This window comes from Tenacibaculum profundicola, from assembly GCF_057220795.1.
The window spans coordinates 415,457-432,188 of the sequence record NZ_CM170137.1 but is presented as its reverse complement, the minus strand read 5'-3'; the positions used below and the strand labels follow the sequence as shown (position 1 = coordinate 432,188).

Below are 16,732 nucleotides of genomic sequence, written 5' to 3'. Positions count from 1 at the left end.
CTTTTTAAAGATTAAATATCTACTACTTCATATAAGTGAATTTGTCCACCAATTGCCCCGCCTGTGTATGTAATATTTACACTTCTTGGGCTTTTAGAACCCTCTTTACCAGGTATAGCAAACGAATCTGATGTTCCTTCCCAATACAGTTCTGCAATGGGGGTTGTTTTGGTGCCTACAGTAACATCGGTAATACCAAGATCAATAGCTTTTGTTTTGGTTTTTGTGTCATACGCTTCTATGGTACTTTCATTGGCAAGAGCCATATCTAGATTGGTGGTTTTCATTAAACCTGTATGTGCATTACCTGTACTTATATTACTTCCAATTGCAGATTTATATCCCGGATCATCCAAAATATTATCAGAACTATCGATATTTACATAGGCTTTATTACTACTATCCCAAGATAACCTTGAACCATTAAGTCCATCACAGTTGAATGTATATCCTCCAGCTTTCGCTACCACGGCATTCTTTTTAATGTCCATACCACAAGAAGGAACAATATGCACATCCACACCAGTTGCTGCCTTTTTAATAACTCCTTGTGAATCTTTAGGAAGCACTTTATCTAACACAGGTTTCATATCATTGTGGTTCAATGCATTGATCATCTTTTTTGAAATCTGTGTTAAATGATCTAAGCACACATCAACGGCAAAAGTAATACCATTCATTTCAAAAATACCTAACGGGTCTAGGTTTTGTGTTTTCGAATGACATTTAAAAATAAATGCGAACGCCTTACCATCATAACCTTTTTGACTGCTCAAAGCCTTTACCTTAGCCTTATCAATACTACCATCACCTTTTATTAGCCCCCAATCATCAAGATGTTGAACATTATCACCAACAGATACACCTTTTGTAGAGGTATAATATGTTAGATCTAAGTCGCTTTCTTTTTCGATAAAATCAATACCAGATTTATCTTTTTTCATGACTATCTTAGTGTTTTCGCTGGCCTTATTTTCGGTTTCAAACCCCCCTTGTATAACAGGTACCACATTGTAAGCTTCGCTTTTCTTACTCGCATCTGATGCTGGACTCCAATCAAATGGATTGTTAGCCATCAGCGCTTCTAATTTTTTACTATCTGTTATTTTAGCCAAATCTTTATCTACTTTGGCACCTAGCACCTTAGCGAGTTTCTCAACATCTTTATCAGAAATTGTATCTACTTTTCCAGTAAGCCATTTTTTTGCGGCATCTGCAGCAAGTTCTTCTACCTTAGGCTTTACTTTTACTTTACCATCTTTTTTGAACGCGTCTTCAAATTCTTTTGTTAAAACAGTCAAACGTAATTTTTCCTCTGTAGTAAACCCTTCTTCATTGATTGGTTTATCAACTTGATCAGTATCTTTTAACCCTTTTGGTTTATACATGGGAATGATGATGTCTTCTACCTTAATTTTTTTCTCTTTTACTACCGCCGATTGCCCTATGATACTTCCAATTACGAAAATCCAGTCCTTATACTTCTTATCCATAAAAGTATTTTGTAGTTCACCTATCAAACCTCGGTCATCTTTTCCTTCTCCCATAATGGTTGTTAACTGGTAGGCCCCACTTTTCCCTCTAAAATAAAACTCAGGAACCGTAAATACTTTTACTGCTTTTTTGTCCAGACTATTATCTGCCATCGCTTTTCCCAAAGCTTCTTTTATTAAGGCTACTCTGGCTTGATAATCTTCTACCTCATTATCTAAACCCAAATAAATTTCACCTGATGATGATTCTTTTGGCCCCGTGTTAATTCCAAAGCCGATAAATTGCACTTTTTTTGCCATAATTCACTATTAAATTGTTATAATTATTTATCTAATTATTTCAAAAAAATTAGATAGACATCCTTTGATGTCACCGCAAAATTGTAAGATTAAAGGCATGGAACTTTAAGAGATGTAACCAGTGGTAATATGAGTGTTATTATCAGTAGAATACTAGTCATTAAATAAATGAAGAAGTGCCGTATTTTAAGGGATTTTATAATTTGATCTGGCCTTGAATAAGCTTGCTAAGTTGCTTTATTTTCGAAAAACTAATTTCTTTTATTTTTTTCTTTTCAAATGAAATACCTCGGTATCATATTGATAAAACATGTTTTTTACGAAGTGACGATAGTGTAGTTATGAATGTCTTTAAAGGTAAACCTGTATTTTTTATACTGCCTAAAAAAATAACGAATATTAAATAACTTTTTATTGATTTATCTGTAACAAAGTATATTCTTTTTCTACTAACTATATAGTATAATTAATGACGAACAATTATTTAATTTTATTCAAAATGAGAACTACACTTTTAAAATTTAGTGGCGCTGTACTCCTTTTCTTTGGTATGGTAACACCTGTTAATGCTCAAGACATCGTTGGTGCTTGGGAAGGAAAACTATCAGTACAAGGCACTGAAATTCCATTGTTATTTAATGTAAAAATGGATGATACTACTAGCTATTCTTCCACGATGGATAGCCCATCACAAGGAGCAATGGGAATACCTATGGATAGTACAACTTTTGTTGATAATACATTAACAATTGAATTTAATCAGGCAGGTATAAAATATGTTGCTACTTTAGCAGAAAATAAACTAACAGGAACATTTTATCAAGGACCAAACAAAATGCCATTAACACTAAATAAAACCGTTAAAACTTTGCCAGGTAATACTGCTTTACCAACATCAGATGCTGAGTTAGAAAAATTAGCAAATTGGAATCCTACCAAATACAAATATTCGGTTGAAGATTATTTTGCAAAACCTAAAGCTAAGTCTTTTAGTTTTTCACCAAATGGTACATATTTGTCTTATAGAGAAAAAGATGAAAACAAAAAAAATCATGTGTACGTAAAAAATGTTGAAACTGAAGAAGTAACTAGAGTTATTGAAGAAAAAGAAGAGCTTATTAGAGGCTTTGGTTGGGCAAACGATCATAGATTAATTTATATTATGGATAAGGGAGGTAATGAAGATTACCATTTATTTGCCGTTGATATTGATGGTAAAAACCAAAAAGAATTAACTCCTTTTGATGGTGTAAAAGTCAATATACTTAATGGGTTAAAAGAAGATAAGGATCATATGATTATTTCTATGAATCAAAACAATCCTCAGGTTTTTGAACCTTATAAAATTAATATTGTTACCGGAGAACTTAAACAATTATATAAAAATGAAGATGCTGCCAACCCTATCAGTGGTTACAATTTTGATAAAGATGGTAATTTACGAGGGTTCGCAAAATTAAGAGATGGTATTAATATAGACGTATATTACACCTTAGATGGTGAAAATTATGAAGTTAAAAAGCAATTAAGTTGGAAAGATTCATTTTCAATCTTAAGCTTCAATTATGCCTCTAAAAACCCACACGAAGCCTACGTGCTTTCAAATTTAGATAGTGACAAATCACAAATATATTTATATGATTTAAAAGAAGATAGAATTATTAAAAAACTATTTTCTAACCCAAATTATGATGTGTCTAGTTTGTCTTTATCAAGAAATAGAGGGTACGAATTAGATTATTTTTCATACGAAGGAGAAAAAAGAAATATTATACCAGTAAGTGAATATTACAAAAAACTTCATAATAGAATTAAGTCAAAATTTCCGGCTTATAACTATTCCATTGCGGATGCAACTGACGATGAAAGTAAGTATTTAATCTTTTTACAAAGCGACAAATTATACGGCACCTATTATTCGTATGATGCTACAAAAGATACATTTAAATTACTGTACAATTTAATGCCAAATCTTATTGAAAGTGATATGGCAGAAATGCGCCCTATTACCTTTAAAAGTAGAGACGGTATTACTTTATACGGTTATATTACTTTACCAAAAGAAGCCATAAACGGAAACAAAGTACCGGTAATTGTAAATCCACATGGTGGGCCACAAGGTATTAGAGACTCTTGGGGTTTTAACCCAGAAGCGCAACTTTTTGCAAGCCGTGGTTATGCAACCTTACAGGTAAACTTTAGAATTTCTGGCGGGTACGGAAAAAAGTTTCTAGAATCTGGATTTAAGCAAATTGGTAGAAAAGCGATGGACGATGTAGAAGACGGATTGCAATATGTAATCAATAAAGGTTGGGTAGATAAAGATAATGCCGCTATTTATGGAGCAAGTCATGGAGGTTATGCTGTTTTGCGCGGATTGACAAAGACACCAGATTTATATACCTGTGGTGTTGATTATGTTGGAGTTTCTAACTTATTTACGTTTATGAATAGTATGCCTGCTTATTGGAAACCATATTTAAAAATTATTAAAGAAATTTGGTATGATGCTGAAATTCCTGCAGAAAAAGCGATTATGGAAGAGGTGTCTCCTGTTTATCAAATCGATAAAATTAAAAAACCTCTTTTTGTAGTTCAAGGTGCAAACGATCCGAGAGTAAATATTGATGAGTCAGATCAAATTGTAAGTGCGCTTCGTGCCAAAGGATATGATGTACCATATATGGTAAAATATGATGAAGGACACGGTTTTGGTAAAGAAGAAAATTCTATAGCCCTTTATAAAGCCATGATGGGCTTTTATGCAAAACATTTAAAAAAGAATAGCTAAGAACCTATAACAAATTAAATTATTTCTTTGCTAAATATTAAAAAACCTCTTGATTTTTCAAGAGGTTTTTTTAGTACCCATTGCTGATGTTATACCATTTGAATTTACAGTGCATTGTTCACTGTTAATCGTTCACTGTATAAGCTAAAAATTCATCTCCGGTTTTGATGAAGGCAATACCAATAGCTATTTTGTTTTTGTATATTTGGTAAAACAACTAACACAAAAATATAGAGATGGCTATTAGTCGCTGCTTTATTGCTACATTAAAATAAAACTATGAAAATTACATTAAAACTATACCTAACAACTACTATTCTATTGATTGCTACTTTAACTTTCGGGCAATCAAACAACAATAAAAATTCTAAAATCGTTAAATATCTCAACAATCTAACCCAAGATGATTTTTCAGGAACAATATTGGTCGCTCATAAAGACAAAATAATCCAAAAAAGAGCATATGGTTTTTCAAGTATTGAATTCAATGCAAGAAATAGTGTAGATACTAAATTCAATATCGCTTCTATTTCAAAAATGTTTACATCTGTTGCTATATTACAATTATATGAAAAAGGAAAAATACAGTTAAACGCTCCTATTGGTAACTATTTACCTAATTATCCTAATAAACTGGTAAGAGATTCTATAACAGTACATCAATTATTAACACACACATCAGGACTTAATAATTTTTATGTTGCAGATATAGATAAAATAAGAAATTCAGCATATAAAAACACGTTAGATTTTGTTCCGCTTTTTGTTAATGATACACTTTTATCAAAGCCAGGAACTAAATACAATTATAGCGGAACAGGTTTTGTTATTCTTGGTTTGATAATAGAACAAGTATCAGATAAAAACTATTATGATTATTTGAGAAATTATATATTTAAGCCTGCTAAGATGCCAAACACAACCGAGTTAGAAATCGATTCTATCGTAAATAATAAAGCAAGTGGTTATACCTCAATGTTTGGAGAAAATAAAACCTTGAAAAAGAACGACTATTATTTAACAAAAGCATCACCAGCAGGGTTTTATTACTCTACGGCCGAAGATTTATTCAATTTTTCAAAAGCATTACGGAACTATAATCTATTAAAAAAAGAAACAATTGAATTAATGTTCAAGCCCAAAGTAAAAGGGTATAACACACATTTAGGCTATGGTATTGACATTGACCAAAGATATAATCAGATGATTATTGGGCATAGCGGTGGCTGGTACGGAATACATTGCGAGTTAATGGATTTTATGGAAGATCAATATACATTAGTAGTTTTATCGAATATAGACGATGGTGGAAAAAAAGGAACTTCTAAGGTCGCGGATTATTTTAAGATGCTGATCGCTGGTAAGAAACTTTAATGATAATGTTATGCTGACTAATATGGCTTGTTAAACACTATGTTAGAACGTATAATACAATATACCACAAAGCACCTTTTTCAAGGTGTTTTTTTATGTCCAATATTTTGTTTTGACCCCTATAAAACAAGAGTAATCTTTTAAATTTCGATTATTAATTAAGCTACTATTTTTTGCATTAAAATTAAGTGTTTGTCTTGGTTCCATTTTTCCATAGGAGTTATTCTTCCTAATAGCCCATGGTGCCTTGTGTTGTTATAGAAAATCACGTACCTTTTTAGTATTTGTTCTATTTCTCCGAAAGTTCTATACTCAAATCGTTGAAAGACTTCTTTTTTCAGTATTCCATGATACGCTTCTACATGTGCATTTTATTCTGGTGTAGCTACATGAGTAAACTCCTGGCTCACACCTATTAATTCTAAGTACTCACGAACACTTCTAGCTATAAATTGACTTCCATTATCACTTCTAATAAAAATGTTTTCAGGATATTGGTATTGTTCAAGCATAAGGGAAAGGAGTGTTATTACTTGTTGTTGTTTTATAGAAAAAGAAAAATAGTCTTTTAAGATTCTACGAGTATGTACATCAATTATCGAGAGTAAATAAGCATTTTTACCTACACTAGGAATCCATACCATCTTTATATCCATTTCTAAACACTCCATTGGACGTGAGGTCATTACTTTTCTATATTTCACAAACTTCCGACCAGAACCACTTCTTTTTATTCTGTGTTCTAATTTCAACATATTAGCTTGTTTCATTATTCGATACAGCTTTTTATGATTTATCATATAACCTTCTTTCTTTAAATAAGAACACATTAATCGATATCCACAGTCTATAAATTCATGACTTAAAATATTTTTAATTGAAGTTATAACGTCTGCTTGGTCTACCAGCCCTTTAGTGTTATGATAAGTAAGTTTAGAAGGTTTATTTCCTTTCTTACCACCACTAGGTGTTCTATAATAACTACTCTCTACCATACCAACCATTTTAATGATTTTAGTTTTACTACACTTATGCTTTTTATAAGTAAGATCTACTAAATCTTTCTTGGATCTGACGTCCCAAACTTTTTTTTAAAAGTTCTCGTTGCACTTCTAGTTCAATCTCTCTATCGCTAAGTAATTTACGGAGTACTCGATTCTCTTCTTCTGCAGCTCTTAATTCTTTACTCTTAGTCTCATAAGTAACTTTTAAACCTGCTTCTCCTTGGTGGTCAAACTTCTTTCTCCAACTATAAAAAGTACCTGTACTAACTCCATACTTACGACAAGCTTCTACTATACCTATCTCTTCTGAACTAGATAGTATTTCCAACTTCTGAGCTAAACTCCATTTCTTGTATTTCATATCTCAAATATATTAGTTTGAAATTTAAAAGAACACTCCGAACTTATTGGGGGCTAAACTATTATGGTCAACTATTTTAACAAAAAGATGGAGAAAAAGAAACAATTTAATGCGTCATTAGAAAGTTAAATTGGTAGTAGCCTCTGTATACGATTCCTGTTCGTCAGTACCGAGTTTTGCAGTCTCGCTTCCTTCAGATAAATCCTCACGGATTCCACCCTTGCGACTTGCTAATGGTTATGGGCGTTACCCCAACCCATAAGGGCCTTGCACCCTCTAGATTAATATTTTATCTTGCGATAAAATAAAGATGCCCATGCTGGGCACACACAACATGTAAAACCAATGCCTGCCTTTGCGCGCTAAGTTCCAACCGCATTTCACGGCACTGTTATTACACAAACGTTGTGAAGCATTTAAGTAGACATGAGAACATGAGCAATTTTTACGAAATTGAATTTTTGAGTTCTAAACCTGAAAAAGGTAAAACGAAATTTGGAGGACAACCAGACTGGTTAACAACACCTGAATGGCCAATAAGTAAAGAAACAGGAAATCCAATGCGTTTTATCTGCCAAATTGAATTGTCTGAAATTGGGTATGGAGAAAATAGTTCAAAATTTGCTTACTTATTCATGACAGATGAAGATGAATATGTTGATGGAACTTGGGAAGCGGATGGTGGAGAAAATTCAATTATTTTACAACCGGGAGAAAATCAAGTCAAATCAGAGAATATAAAAAAAGGACCTTCACTCTATAATATGGTTAGGAAGTTTTTTAAGAAGAAATTAGTTCCTGAAGATTTTGAATGTGCTGTAAAATTGATTGTAAAGAAAGAGGTGATTGATTTTGAAAATGATGAATTGGATGTTAGAAATAAATTTAATGGAGAACCTATTTTTATTCAAGGAGAAGAATTCAAATCAAGAGATGGATGGAAATTACTAATTCAACTTGATGCTACCAATGTTCCTTTTTATATCAATTTTGGAGATTCAGGTGTTGGTTATGGGTTCATAAATAAAAATGAAGATAATGCTAAGTTTATTTGGCAATGTATGTAAAAACACTTCACAATCGAGTAGACGGCTCTCCTCGTTAAAGAAGAGAGTACGCCTCTCACACCACCGTACATACGGATCCCGTATACGGCGGTTCATTATATCATCACATTAAAGCTCTTTTCACCTTTAACGTTATCCTTTAATGTAAGCATAGGCTACACAAGGTGTTCTTATGCGAATTTCAAGGAAATATACGTTCCGTCCTTCCTTACTTCTGAGACCTCCTCAGGTAATGGCCTCTTCTTTCCCTTAATTCCTGCCGTATCTACTAATAATACTCTTTCTTGTGGACGTTAGTATGATGTGCTACCTTATCCAAATACTACTACCAATTTAATTTTTTGATAACGTAAAATTAAATTGAGTTATTTTTTTCAAGATTAAGGCAAAATAGTTTAGCATAGCCTTAGTTATGGTCAACTATTTTAACAAAAAGATGGAGAAAAAGAAACAATTTAATGCGTCATTAGAAAGTTAAATTGGTAGTAGCCTCTGTATACGATTTCTGTTCGTCAGTACCGAGTTTTGCAGTCTCGCTTCCTTCAGATAAATCCTCACGGATTCCACCCTTGCGACTTGCTAATGGTTATGGGCGTTACCCCAACCCATAAGGGACTTGCACCCTCTAGATTAATATTTTATCTTGCGATAAAATAAAAATGCCCATGCTGGGCACACACAAGAGGGTATAATTTATTGTTATTTAAGTGCTAATTTTAGAAAGTAATTGCTTAACCAAAGTCTAGGTTTTATTTACTAATTTTGAGTCAAAGCACCACAACAAACAATACCCCAAACGTTGTATGGCATTAAAAAAAACATGAAAATATCATATTTACTTATTCTTTTACTTTTAGTTAGTTGCAGTAATTCTTCTGAAATAAAAGGACATTGGCATTTAAAACCTGATAATGATGATTTTAATTCAAAATACCAAACTTTAGATTTTATTACAAACAATGATTCATTAGTCTATAGTGAGAAGTATACTTTTAATCCTTATGTAATTGAACATCTTTTTAAAGAAAAATATTTGATTTTTAGAGGTTGTGGTGGTGCTTTTACATATAATAAAAGTCTGAATGGTAAGAAGCTGTTTTTAAAAAACACTCAAGGTTATGGTGATGGAATCGCTACCAAGCATGAATTAACAAATTCTCACATATTAGACGATTATAAAAAAGATTTTTTAGTTGATGTGAAGTTTCCGAAAATCACAAAGCAAGATATTAAGACTAATGAGTTCAAAAATGAAAAGTTTATAGAGAATATTATAATTGGACATCCAAACTTTTCGAATAACGTTTTCTTTAATGATAAACACAGAATTCAAGTCAATAATGGTTTTATTGAATTACAAGACTTCAATGAGTTTTCAGATTATGTCAATAGTAGATATAAAGATGAAGATATTGAGTTAATTAAGTTCAGAATCATTTCAGATAAATATGTTTCTAATAAACTGATTAAAGATATTATAGAAAAACTTAATCAAAACAATCATAAGAATGTCTTCTTAACTTGTATAAAAAAAGACACTTCAAAACTTGGTAAATTGTTTGAGTATATTGATTTAAGTAGATTTGAATTAGATGCAGATAAAAGATTGAGAGATGTGTTAGAGTAAAACGCCATACAATAAATAAGCATATGGCGTGCCGATAGGCTAACGCTATATATCCTGTTGACTAATCCGTTGACGGTAAGAGGTGAAAAGAAAAGGTCGAAACGCACATCGGAAGCTTCGTCAGCGTCCCTATGAGACTTTAGTTAGATTGTATAATCTTCTAGACATAGAAAAGTATGCTCGCTTAAAGACACTCTCGAAAGCGGAATGAAGAACTCTATTCGGTAAGCCGTATGAGGGAAAACTTCATGTACGGTTTGATGAAGGGGGCACTGATAGCTATTTGGTTTTTGTATATTTGGTAAAACAAGTAATGCAAAAATATAGAGATAGCTATCAGGCTCTACTCTACTAGCCTATTAAAAGAGAGAGATGGAAGTAACAAATAAAAATACATTTATTGATTTTATTGAGAAGTTTAGGGAGGATTTAATACAGAATCCAGAAAATTGGAAAAATATAGACTTAAATGATTTTTTAGAAGCAATGTCAAGATACACTGCGGATATTCAAGGATATTACGATAATACAGACCAGGGCATAGATTCCGAAAAACCTAGCTGGAAATTATTTGCGGACATTTTAAAAGGAGCATCAATTTATGAGTAATCGTCACCCAAATGCTTGGGATTTTTCTAATACTGACAAGAATTTGATTTCTAACGATGGAAAGTACAAAATTGAATATGGAGAAATGTATGAGATTGCCATGGGAGCTCCTTTGGGTGCAGAATGTTTCTTGATTGACAACGAAAATAATAGGAAAATTAAAATTTGTGATTGGGCTGGTGGACCTGCAATCTGGGATGAACAAAAAAATCGTGTTGTTTTCCCAATCTGGACAAAAAATAGAGATCAACAAATAAGAGTTGTAGACATTGACAATAATAAAATTGTAACTTTTTCCGAAATATTTAGGGTTTTAGAAATAGTCGGGGTTGAAGAAGATATTATTTACGGGATTGATAGTCAGATTCACAAGACTAGAGAACTAAAATTTGACTTAAAAAAGGAAAAGATTATCTCTGAGAATGAATTAATAACAGGTTATAATAACTAAAGCATATGGCGAGCCGATAGGCTAACACCATCTGTCTTGTTGACTGATCCGTTGACAGTAAGAGGTGAAACGAAAAGTTTGTGATGTTTTTGGAAGTGAAGGGTCGTTAGTTTCTAAGAGAAGTTTAGCTAATTTTATGTGTCTTAGTTTACATTTTTATACTTTTTCTTTCTGATTGTAAAATTCGTAGTTTAATCTCCTTGTTTTTTGGTTTTTTCATCGCATACGACGAAGTAGTTTTTCTTTTAAGTATAATAAAACCATTTAGGTTCACTATTACCAATTTACCGGAAAAAAAGAAGGTTAGCGATGATTGGAGAAAAGAAGCTATGTGTATGGAATGAGATATATCTAAACTTTATCAATTGTAATAGTTCCGTCAAAACCAGCAGCATAAATTTTATTGTCTAGAATGATTATGTCTTGGATGAAATTATCAGATTCTCTTAGTTGTTCTTTATGCCCATTTAAAACATTATATCTCATAATCCTATTGTCTTCGCCACAAGTAAATATTTTATTTTTATAGGGTACAATTGACCGAACTATATCTTTATGTAAATCCAAAATTTTCAATTCGTTTGTAACTAAAGAGAAATTAATAACACTACCTTTTTTAGTTCCAATAAAGATGGACTCATTATTACCATAAATGCTAAATAGCGCTTCTTTATATTTTAGAATACATGTTGTATCAGCAGTAAATAGATTCGTTAAAACGGCGGCTCCATCTTCACCACAAGTAACGACATTGCTACCTATCAATTTAATACCCCAAATCCAGTTTTTATGGGCTTTAATTGTTTTTAGCAAAACTAGTTCTGAATTTAAAATAAAGATGTTACCACTAGTGCCCACAGTTATTACTTGATTCGCTACAGTATTGATTACAATATTTAATATCATTTCATTTAGACAAATAGAGGAAAGCACTTTACCAGAATTTGTCCATTTTTTTATCGTAAAGTCTCGAGAACATGAAACGAACTCTTTTTCATTTAACCGGACTACTTTAAGTACCGACTTAGCATGAATTCTAAAGATATTTACTAGTAGCAAATCTTTGTTCCATAATTTAATAGTAGTGTCTCTCCCACAACTAAAAAAATGATTTTCATCAACCTTCAATAAATTCCAAATATAGCCATCATGGTGATTAGGTTCAATCTCTTTATTCACATAAATATCCGAACGTAAAATATACTTGTCTCCAAAAACAATTGTGGCTCCTTGATGCCAAATACGATGGTCAAAAATCAATAATTTTCCTTTTCGGGGCTTGATAATCTTACTGGGTTTTTCATCATATTTTGATGTGTAAAACTCAGTATTCCCTCCTATAAAATCATCTTGACCATTTAAATACAATAGAAATGTATATTTCGATTCATACTTGTTATTTGGGTAATGAACACCATCCTGATGCTTTGCAAACAATTGATTTTTCTGATATCTACAAAATCGTAACCGGTTATTGATTCCTGTAATATCATCAACGCAATCAATGTCGAAACTCTGAAGTTTATCAAAAAATAGTTTAGATAAACTAGCATTATCTTCCACGAGTCTATCATTATTTCGATAGTAAGCTGGGTAATGAGTAAGAGCGCTTCTAAAATCATTCAATCTTTCATGTAATATAGCATCCGATGCGTCAGAAGAGAAGAAATTATCAATTTCAACTATGGGTAAATTATTTATAAAGAAAGTTTGCATAATTGTTTTTTAAAGCATTCAACTCATTAGTTATATTTTTTCTAGCACGTTTCTCAAAATCTCGATAATAGTTAGGCGTAGAAAAAATATAATCTCTGGAAAGCATATGATTTAAAAATCGTTTTCTTCCAAGCGTATATAAGTAATTTGGAACCCGTATATGTTCTTTCCTTATTTGAACTATGTATTTTTGATAATTTTCTTCATTTTCTCCTAAAATAGAAAGGTCCATGTCAAGAAAAATCTGCGTCAAGAAATCAGAAGATTCGTGAGTGCTTGTTGATCTAATGATATCACAAATCATTTGTGATTTAATAGCTCCGAAATGTAATTTTGACAACCAATAATCGGCAAATTCGGCACTTTTATGTTCATTATCTTTTTTACCAGCGATATAAATTACATCATGAAATAAAGCAACATTTATTAATATAGCATGATCATCTTTGGAAAGAGATAATAGCACTATTTGTTTCATTAAATTCTCAATATGGTTTAAGGTGTGGTAATGTCTATTAGAATTAGTATAATGTTCAATAACGATAGAAAAGCATTGATTCAAATCTTTCAAAACAGCCTTTTCGAAAGTAGCACTCCAAAGAGCATATATGTCTATTTTTTCCATAATTCAAATGTCTGAAAAATGAAAAGCCCTAGCATTGATGTATGATAAGATTTACTTTTCAGTTAACGTCTTACGAATACGACTTAACGATTCAGGTGTGATACCTAAATAAGAAGAAATGTAATGATGTGGTATTTGATTCAAAAGGTTAGGGTATAGCTTTAAAAACAATTCATAACGCTGTGAAGCATTTTGATACTGTAAAGATTCTATACGTTGCATAGCCAGTAAGTAGTTTTTTTCAGCCATTAACCTCCCAAAAATATTTAATTCTAAACTAGTTTTATAGAATTCTTGCCAATCCGAATATGAGATCGATATTAATTTCCCAGGTACAATACATTCTATGAATTCAGTACTTGGCTTTTTGGACAACAAGCTAACAAAGGATGCTACTAATGGATTTCTCTCTTCATAATTAAAATAACTGGTAATTTCTTTACCATCCTTTAACTGATACACTCTATAAACACCTGATAAAACAAATTTTAAAGTTTTTGATACCTGATGCTGTTTTAGAATAAAGTCTCCTTTTTTATAATCTTCAATAATTAATTTTGAGCTAATTTTTAAAACATCGATATCCTGTAGTTTTACTGTATTAGCTATAAAGTCAAATATTTCTTGATATTGGTTAATTTCCATAATTGATTGTGAATTACCTATAACACAAATTTAGATATATTTAATTAGGAATTTGCGATAGGAGTGGGGCTATGTTAATAGCGCATAATCACCACATAATTATTTTCATCTCGCTCTTTTCGTTTTCAACACCCAAAATTCGACTTCATAAACTAATTTCTAAAAAGGAACAGATAGCACTGCACCTTTACAAAGAATTTATAAAACATTTTTTTGTGATAAACAGAATTTTACCCCTCTTTTCAGTAGTACTTAGTACAACATTGGTAGTTGCTCAAAGCAATTCAAGCGGCGCTACCATCGAGTTTCGATCCTTTCAAGAAGTACTTACCTATGCAGATGCGCACGCAGTAAGTATCCAAAATGCAGGTGTTAACGAGCAAATTGCACAATCCAGAAAAAGAGAAGCTAAAGCCTATTTATATCCTACTGTAAATGCTACTGCAGGCTATAACAACAACCTTACATTACAACCCACATTAATTCCATCAGAAATATTTAATCCGAATGCGCCATCTGGCACTTTTGAAGAATTCACATTTGGCAAACAACACGTTTATTCTGCCGGAGTTCAGGTACAATGGAATATTTTAAACTTTCAAAAAATGTTTGCTTCAGAAACGGCGAGCATAGTTGCTAAACAAAGTGAAATTAACACGCAAAAAAGCAAATTTAACACCTATAATGCATTAGCTTCAAACTATTATTCAATTTTGCTAACCCAAGAAGCTATTAATATTTATAAAGAAAACTTAAAGGTATCAGAAGCAATTTACAACAGTACAAAAGAAAAATATAAAAACGGAACTATAAGTGAAGAAGCACTTAATAAATCTGAAATTAAATATCTACAAAACCGCAAAAACCTACAACAGGCAATAACTAATAGAGGTCGTTTTTACAAACAACTTCAAAGTCAGTTAAATACCAGTCAACCACTTAGTATTTTAGATACGCCTCAAAATTTCAACTTAACAAATACGAGTTTGCAAACCACACACCCTGAAATTACTTGGCAAAAAATGGAAGTTGATAAACAAAAATCACTTGTAAAGGAAAGGAAAGCACTGCTTTTACCTAAGATTAGTCTTAACTATCAATACAACTACAGTTGGGCAACCGATGAATTAACAGATTTTTCTAATGTCAACAAATTACCGCAGCAATTTTTCGGTTTAACATTGAATATTCCTGTGTTTAATGGATTCTCTACTCGTCAAAAAATTAAGCAATCAAAATGGACATTGGAACAAGAGCAATTACAATTAGAAAACACCAAATTGGTGACCCAAAATGATGACGATCTACTACTTTTAGATGTAAACCAATATGCAAACGAATTGACTGAAAACACGAAAATTATGGAATTAAGGCAGCAAAATGATGTGCATGCAGAGAACAAATACAACAGTGGCATTATAAGCCTGGACAAACGACTGGATAGCTATGAAGATGTGTTGAATGCACAGAATAATTACCTGCAAAGTCTTGCGTCATACACATTAGCGAAGTATAAACTTTATATCAGACAAATTGATTTAAAATCTAACCATTAAAACAATAGAATAATGAAACATAATAGAATTGCTTTTTTAGGATGCATGGTAGTCGCAATATCCCTATTGTCATCATGTAGTAACAAAGAAACGACAAAACCAACAAGAAAAAATATTGAAGATGCGGTGTTTGCCAGTGGTTATATAGAACAATCTAACCAATATACTGTGTCTGCTAGTGTAGATGGTATAGTAACTTCTATACCAGTAAACGAGGGCGACATTATAACAAAAAACAAAACGGTAGCCGTTATAAAAAGTGACGTACAACACAATCAAGTAGCAGATGCCTTGGTAGTTTATAACAATGCCGTAACCAATGCTTCTGCTAGTGCTTCTACATTGCAGCAAATTCAAACAAAAATCAATCAGGCCAAAAAGCAGTTAGCTTTAGATAAGGCAAATTACTTCCGATATAAGGTATTAAGAGAAAAAAACTCCGTGTCACAACTTGATTTTGAAAAAGCGGAATTGCAGTACATAGCCTCACAAAATAATTTGTTAGGCTTACAAGATAGCTACAAAGCAACCGCATCAGATTTGGAACTAAACGAAAAACGTAGTTTGGTGCAAGTCAACACCCAAAAAGCCATTCTTGATGATTATAAGCTTAGTTCGTCTATATCTGGAACCGTAATAAATGTTTTTAAAAAGCAAGGTGAGCTGATTAGAAGAGGGGAGGCCGTTGCTGAAATAGGAAGTGGGCCGTTTATCATTAAACTATTCGTTGCTGAAGATGACATTATAAAAGTAAACATTGGTCAGGCGGTTGCGGTACATGTAAACACCAATCCTAACGAGACCTTTAAAGCAAAAATTTCAAAAATATACCCTTCCTTTAATACCATAGAGCAGTCGTACGTTGCAGAAGCACAGTTTGACCAAGTACCCGACAAAATATTTTCAGGCTCTCAACTTCAGGCAAATATTGCAACAGGCAATAGTAAAAATGCACTTGTTATTCCTACCGCGTACCTTATTAGAGAAAACCACGTCATACTTGAAAATGAAGAAGAACAACATTTGGTAATAGGACGTAAAAGCCTTGATTGGACCGAAGTAATTTCGGGAATTTCAGAAGCTACTGTAATTATAAAACCAAAAAGATAAACA

The 16,732-nt window shown here is 32.2% G+C and carries 15 protein-coding genes and 1 pseudogene; 9 read left to right on the top strand and 7 right to left on the bottom strand.

The genetic code is table 11. The features are described 5' to 3' along the window. Positions 1-11: 11 nt before the first annotated feature. Positions 12-1,793: a hypothetical protein gene (locus AC2TDS_RS01815; RefSeq protein ID WP_484737425.1), complete on the bottom strand. Its 1,782-nt coding sequence runs from the start codon at positions 1,791-1,793 to the stop codon at positions 12-14. Positions 1,794-2,292: 499 nt separating this feature from the next. Between AC2TDS_RS01815 and AC2TDS_RS01810 the strand changes: the two genes are divergently transcribed. After that, complete coding sequence (locus AC2TDS_RS01810) at positions 2,293-4,584, top strand: S9 family peptidase (RefSeq protein ID WP_484737424.1); 2,292 nt, start codon at positions 2,293-2,295, stop codon at positions 4,582-4,584. Between the two features lie 279 nt (positions 4,585-4,863). Then, on the top strand, positions 4,864-5,958 hold the full coding sequence (locus tag AC2TDS_RS01805; protein WP_484737423.1) for a serine hydrolase domain-containing protein: 1,095 nt from the start codon (positions 4,864-4,866) through the stop codon (positions 5,956-5,958). Between the two features lie 158 nt (positions 5,959-6,116). Here the strand turns inward: AC2TDS_RS01805 and AC2TDS_RS01800 are convergent. The 3 genes and pseudogenes from AC2TDS_RS01800 to AC2TDS_RS01790 form a co-directional block, all read right to left on the bottom strand. After that, a pseudogene (locus AC2TDS_RS01800) lies at positions 6,117-6,317 on the bottom strand (IS3 family transposase); the annotation flags it as partial. 12 nt (positions 6,318-6,329) lie between these two features. Then, the gene (locus tag AC2TDS_RS01795; protein WP_484737422.1) at positions 6,330-6,962 is read right to left on the bottom strand and encodes a DDE-type integrase/transposase/recombinase; all 633 of its coding nucleotides are present in this window, start codon (positions 6,960-6,962) and stop codon (positions 6,330-6,332) included. Between the two features lie 34 nt (positions 6,963-6,996). After that, positions 6,997-7,323, bottom strand: coding sequence for a transposase (locus AC2TDS_RS01790; protein WP_484737421.1), 327 nt, complete (start codon positions 7,321-7,323; stop codon positions 6,997-6,999). A gap of 434 nt (positions 7,324-7,757) precedes the next feature. On the opposite strand from AC2TDS_RS01790, the gene AC2TDS_RS01785 reads away from it, so the two are divergent. The 5 genes from AC2TDS_RS01785 to AC2TDS_RS01765 all read left to right on the top strand — a co-directional run bounded on the left by AC2TDS_RS01785 (position 7,758) and on the right by AC2TDS_RS01765 (position 11,077). Further along, positions 7,758-8,390 carry a DUF1963 domain-containing protein gene (locus AC2TDS_RS01785; protein WP_484737420.1) on the top strand — a complete coding sequence of 211 codons (633 nt, stop codon included), beginning with the start codon at positions 7,758-7,760 and terminating at the stop codon, positions 8,388-8,390. An 820-nt stretch (positions 8,391-9,210) separates the two neighbouring features. Beyond that, entirely contained in the window at positions 9,211-10,017 is an 807-nt protein-coding gene (locus AC2TDS_RS01780; protein ID WP_484737419.1) for a hypothetical protein, read from the top strand. A gap of 82 nt (positions 10,018-10,099) precedes the next feature. Continuing rightward, on the top strand, positions 10,100-10,228 hold the full coding sequence (locus AC2TDS_RS01775) for a hypothetical protein (protein WP_484737418.1): 129 nt from the start codon (positions 10,100-10,102) through the stop codon (positions 10,226-10,228). Between the two features lie 161 nt (positions 10,229-10,389). Beyond that, a complete protein-coding gene (locus tag AC2TDS_RS01770; protein ID WP_484737417.1) occupies positions 10,390-10,626 on the top strand; it encodes a DUF7660 family protein in 237 nt (78 codons plus the stop codon). Beyond that, complete coding sequence (locus AC2TDS_RS01765) at positions 10,619-11,077, top strand: hypothetical protein (protein WP_484737416.1); 459 nt, start codon at positions 10,619-10,621, stop codon at positions 11,075-11,077. Before AC2TDS_RS01770 ends, AC2TDS_RS01765 begins: the two co-directional genes overlap by 8 nt. A 351-nt stretch (positions 11,078-11,428) precedes the next feature. Here the strand turns inward: AC2TDS_RS01765 and AC2TDS_RS01760 are convergent, their stop codons facing one another. Genes AC2TDS_RS01760 through AC2TDS_RS01750 form a run of 3 tightly spaced genes read right to left on the bottom strand, consistent with a single transcriptional unit; the run spans position 11,429 to position 14,063 of the window. Next, positions 11,429-12,793, bottom strand: a complete 1,365-nt coding sequence (locus AC2TDS_RS01760; protein ID WP_484737415.1) for a 2OG-Fe(II) oxygenase — start codon at positions 12,791-12,793, stop codon at positions 11,429-11,431. After that, a complete protein-coding gene (locus AC2TDS_RS01755) occupies positions 12,771-13,418 on the bottom strand; it encodes an HD domain-containing protein (RefSeq protein ID WP_484737414.1) in 648 nt (215 codons plus the stop codon). The genes AC2TDS_RS01760 and AC2TDS_RS01755 overlap by 23 nt, the downstream gene beginning before the upstream one ends. A gap of 51 nt (positions 13,419-13,469) precedes the next feature. Beyond that, the gene (locus AC2TDS_RS01750; protein ID WP_484737413.1) at positions 13,470-14,063 is read right to left on the bottom strand and encodes a Crp/Fnr family transcriptional regulator; all 594 of its coding nucleotides are present in this window, start codon (positions 14,061-14,063) and stop codon (positions 13,470-13,472) included. Between the two features lie 215 nt (positions 14,064-14,278). On the opposite strand from AC2TDS_RS01750, the gene AC2TDS_RS01745 reads away from it, so the two are divergent. Next, positions 14,279-15,619 carry a TolC family protein gene (locus AC2TDS_RS01745; protein WP_484737412.1) on the top strand — a complete coding sequence of 447 codons (1,341 nt, stop codon included), beginning with the start codon at positions 14,279-14,281 and terminating at the stop codon, positions 15,617-15,619. Between the two features lie 12 nt (positions 15,620-15,631). Beyond that, complete coding sequence (locus AC2TDS_RS01740; RefSeq protein WP_484737411.1) at positions 15,632-16,729, top strand: efflux RND transporter periplasmic adaptor subunit; 1,098 nt, start codon at positions 15,632-15,634, stop codon at positions 16,727-16,729. Positions 16,730-16,732 lie beyond the last annotated feature (3 nt).

Excerpts from the sequence above, each read along its gene's own strand:
- AC2TDS_RS01780 (WP_484737419.1), top strand. The coding sequence starts at position 9,211 with ATGAAAATATCATATTTACTTATTCTTTTACTTTTAGTTAGTTGCAGT.
- AC2TDS_RS01750 (WP_484737413.1), bottom strand. The coding sequence starts at position 14,063 with ATGGAAATTAACCAATATCAAGAAATATTTGACTTTATAGCTAATACA.
- AC2TDS_RS01740 (WP_484737411.1), top strand. The coding sequence starts at position 15,632 with ATGAAACATAATAGAATTGCTTTTTTAGGATGCATGGTAGTCGCAATA.
- AC2TDS_RS01765 (WP_484737416.1), top strand. The coding sequence starts at position 10,619 with ATGAGTAATCGTCACCCAAATGCTTGGGATTTTTCTAATACTGACAAG.
- AC2TDS_RS01815 (WP_484737425.1), bottom strand. The coding sequence starts at position 1,793 with ATGGCAAAAAAAGTGCAATTTATCGGCTTTGGAATTAACACGGGGCCA.
- AC2TDS_RS01805 (WP_484737423.1), top strand. The coding sequence starts at position 4,864 with ATGAAAATTACATTAAAACTATACCTAACAACTACTATTCTATTGATT.
- AC2TDS_RS01795 (WP_484737422.1), bottom strand. The coding sequence starts at position 6,962 with ATGGTTGGTATGGTAGAGAGTAGTTATTATAGAACACCTAGTGGTGGT.
- AC2TDS_RS01790 (WP_484737421.1), bottom strand. The coding sequence starts at position 7,323 with ATGAAATACAAGAAATGGAGTTTAGCTCAGAAGTTGGAAATACTATCT.
- AC2TDS_RS01770 (WP_484737417.1), top strand. The coding sequence starts at position 10,390 with ATGGAAGTAACAAATAAAAATACATTTATTGATTTTATTGAGAAGTTT.
- AC2TDS_RS01755 (WP_484737414.1), bottom strand. The coding sequence starts at position 13,418 with ATGGAAAAAATAGACATATATGCTCTTTGGAGTGCTACTTTCGAAAAG.
- AC2TDS_RS01810 (WP_484737424.1), top strand. The coding sequence starts at position 2,293 with ATGAGAACTACACTTTTAAAATTTAGTGGCGCTGTACTCCTTTTCTTT.
- AC2TDS_RS01785 (WP_484737420.1), top strand. The coding sequence starts at position 7,758 with ATGAGCAATTTTTACGAAATTGAATTTTTGAGTTCTAAACCTGAAAAA.
- AC2TDS_RS01760 (WP_484737415.1), bottom strand. The coding sequence starts at position 12,793 with ATGCAAACTTTCTTTATAAATAATTTACCCATAGTTGAAATTGATAAT.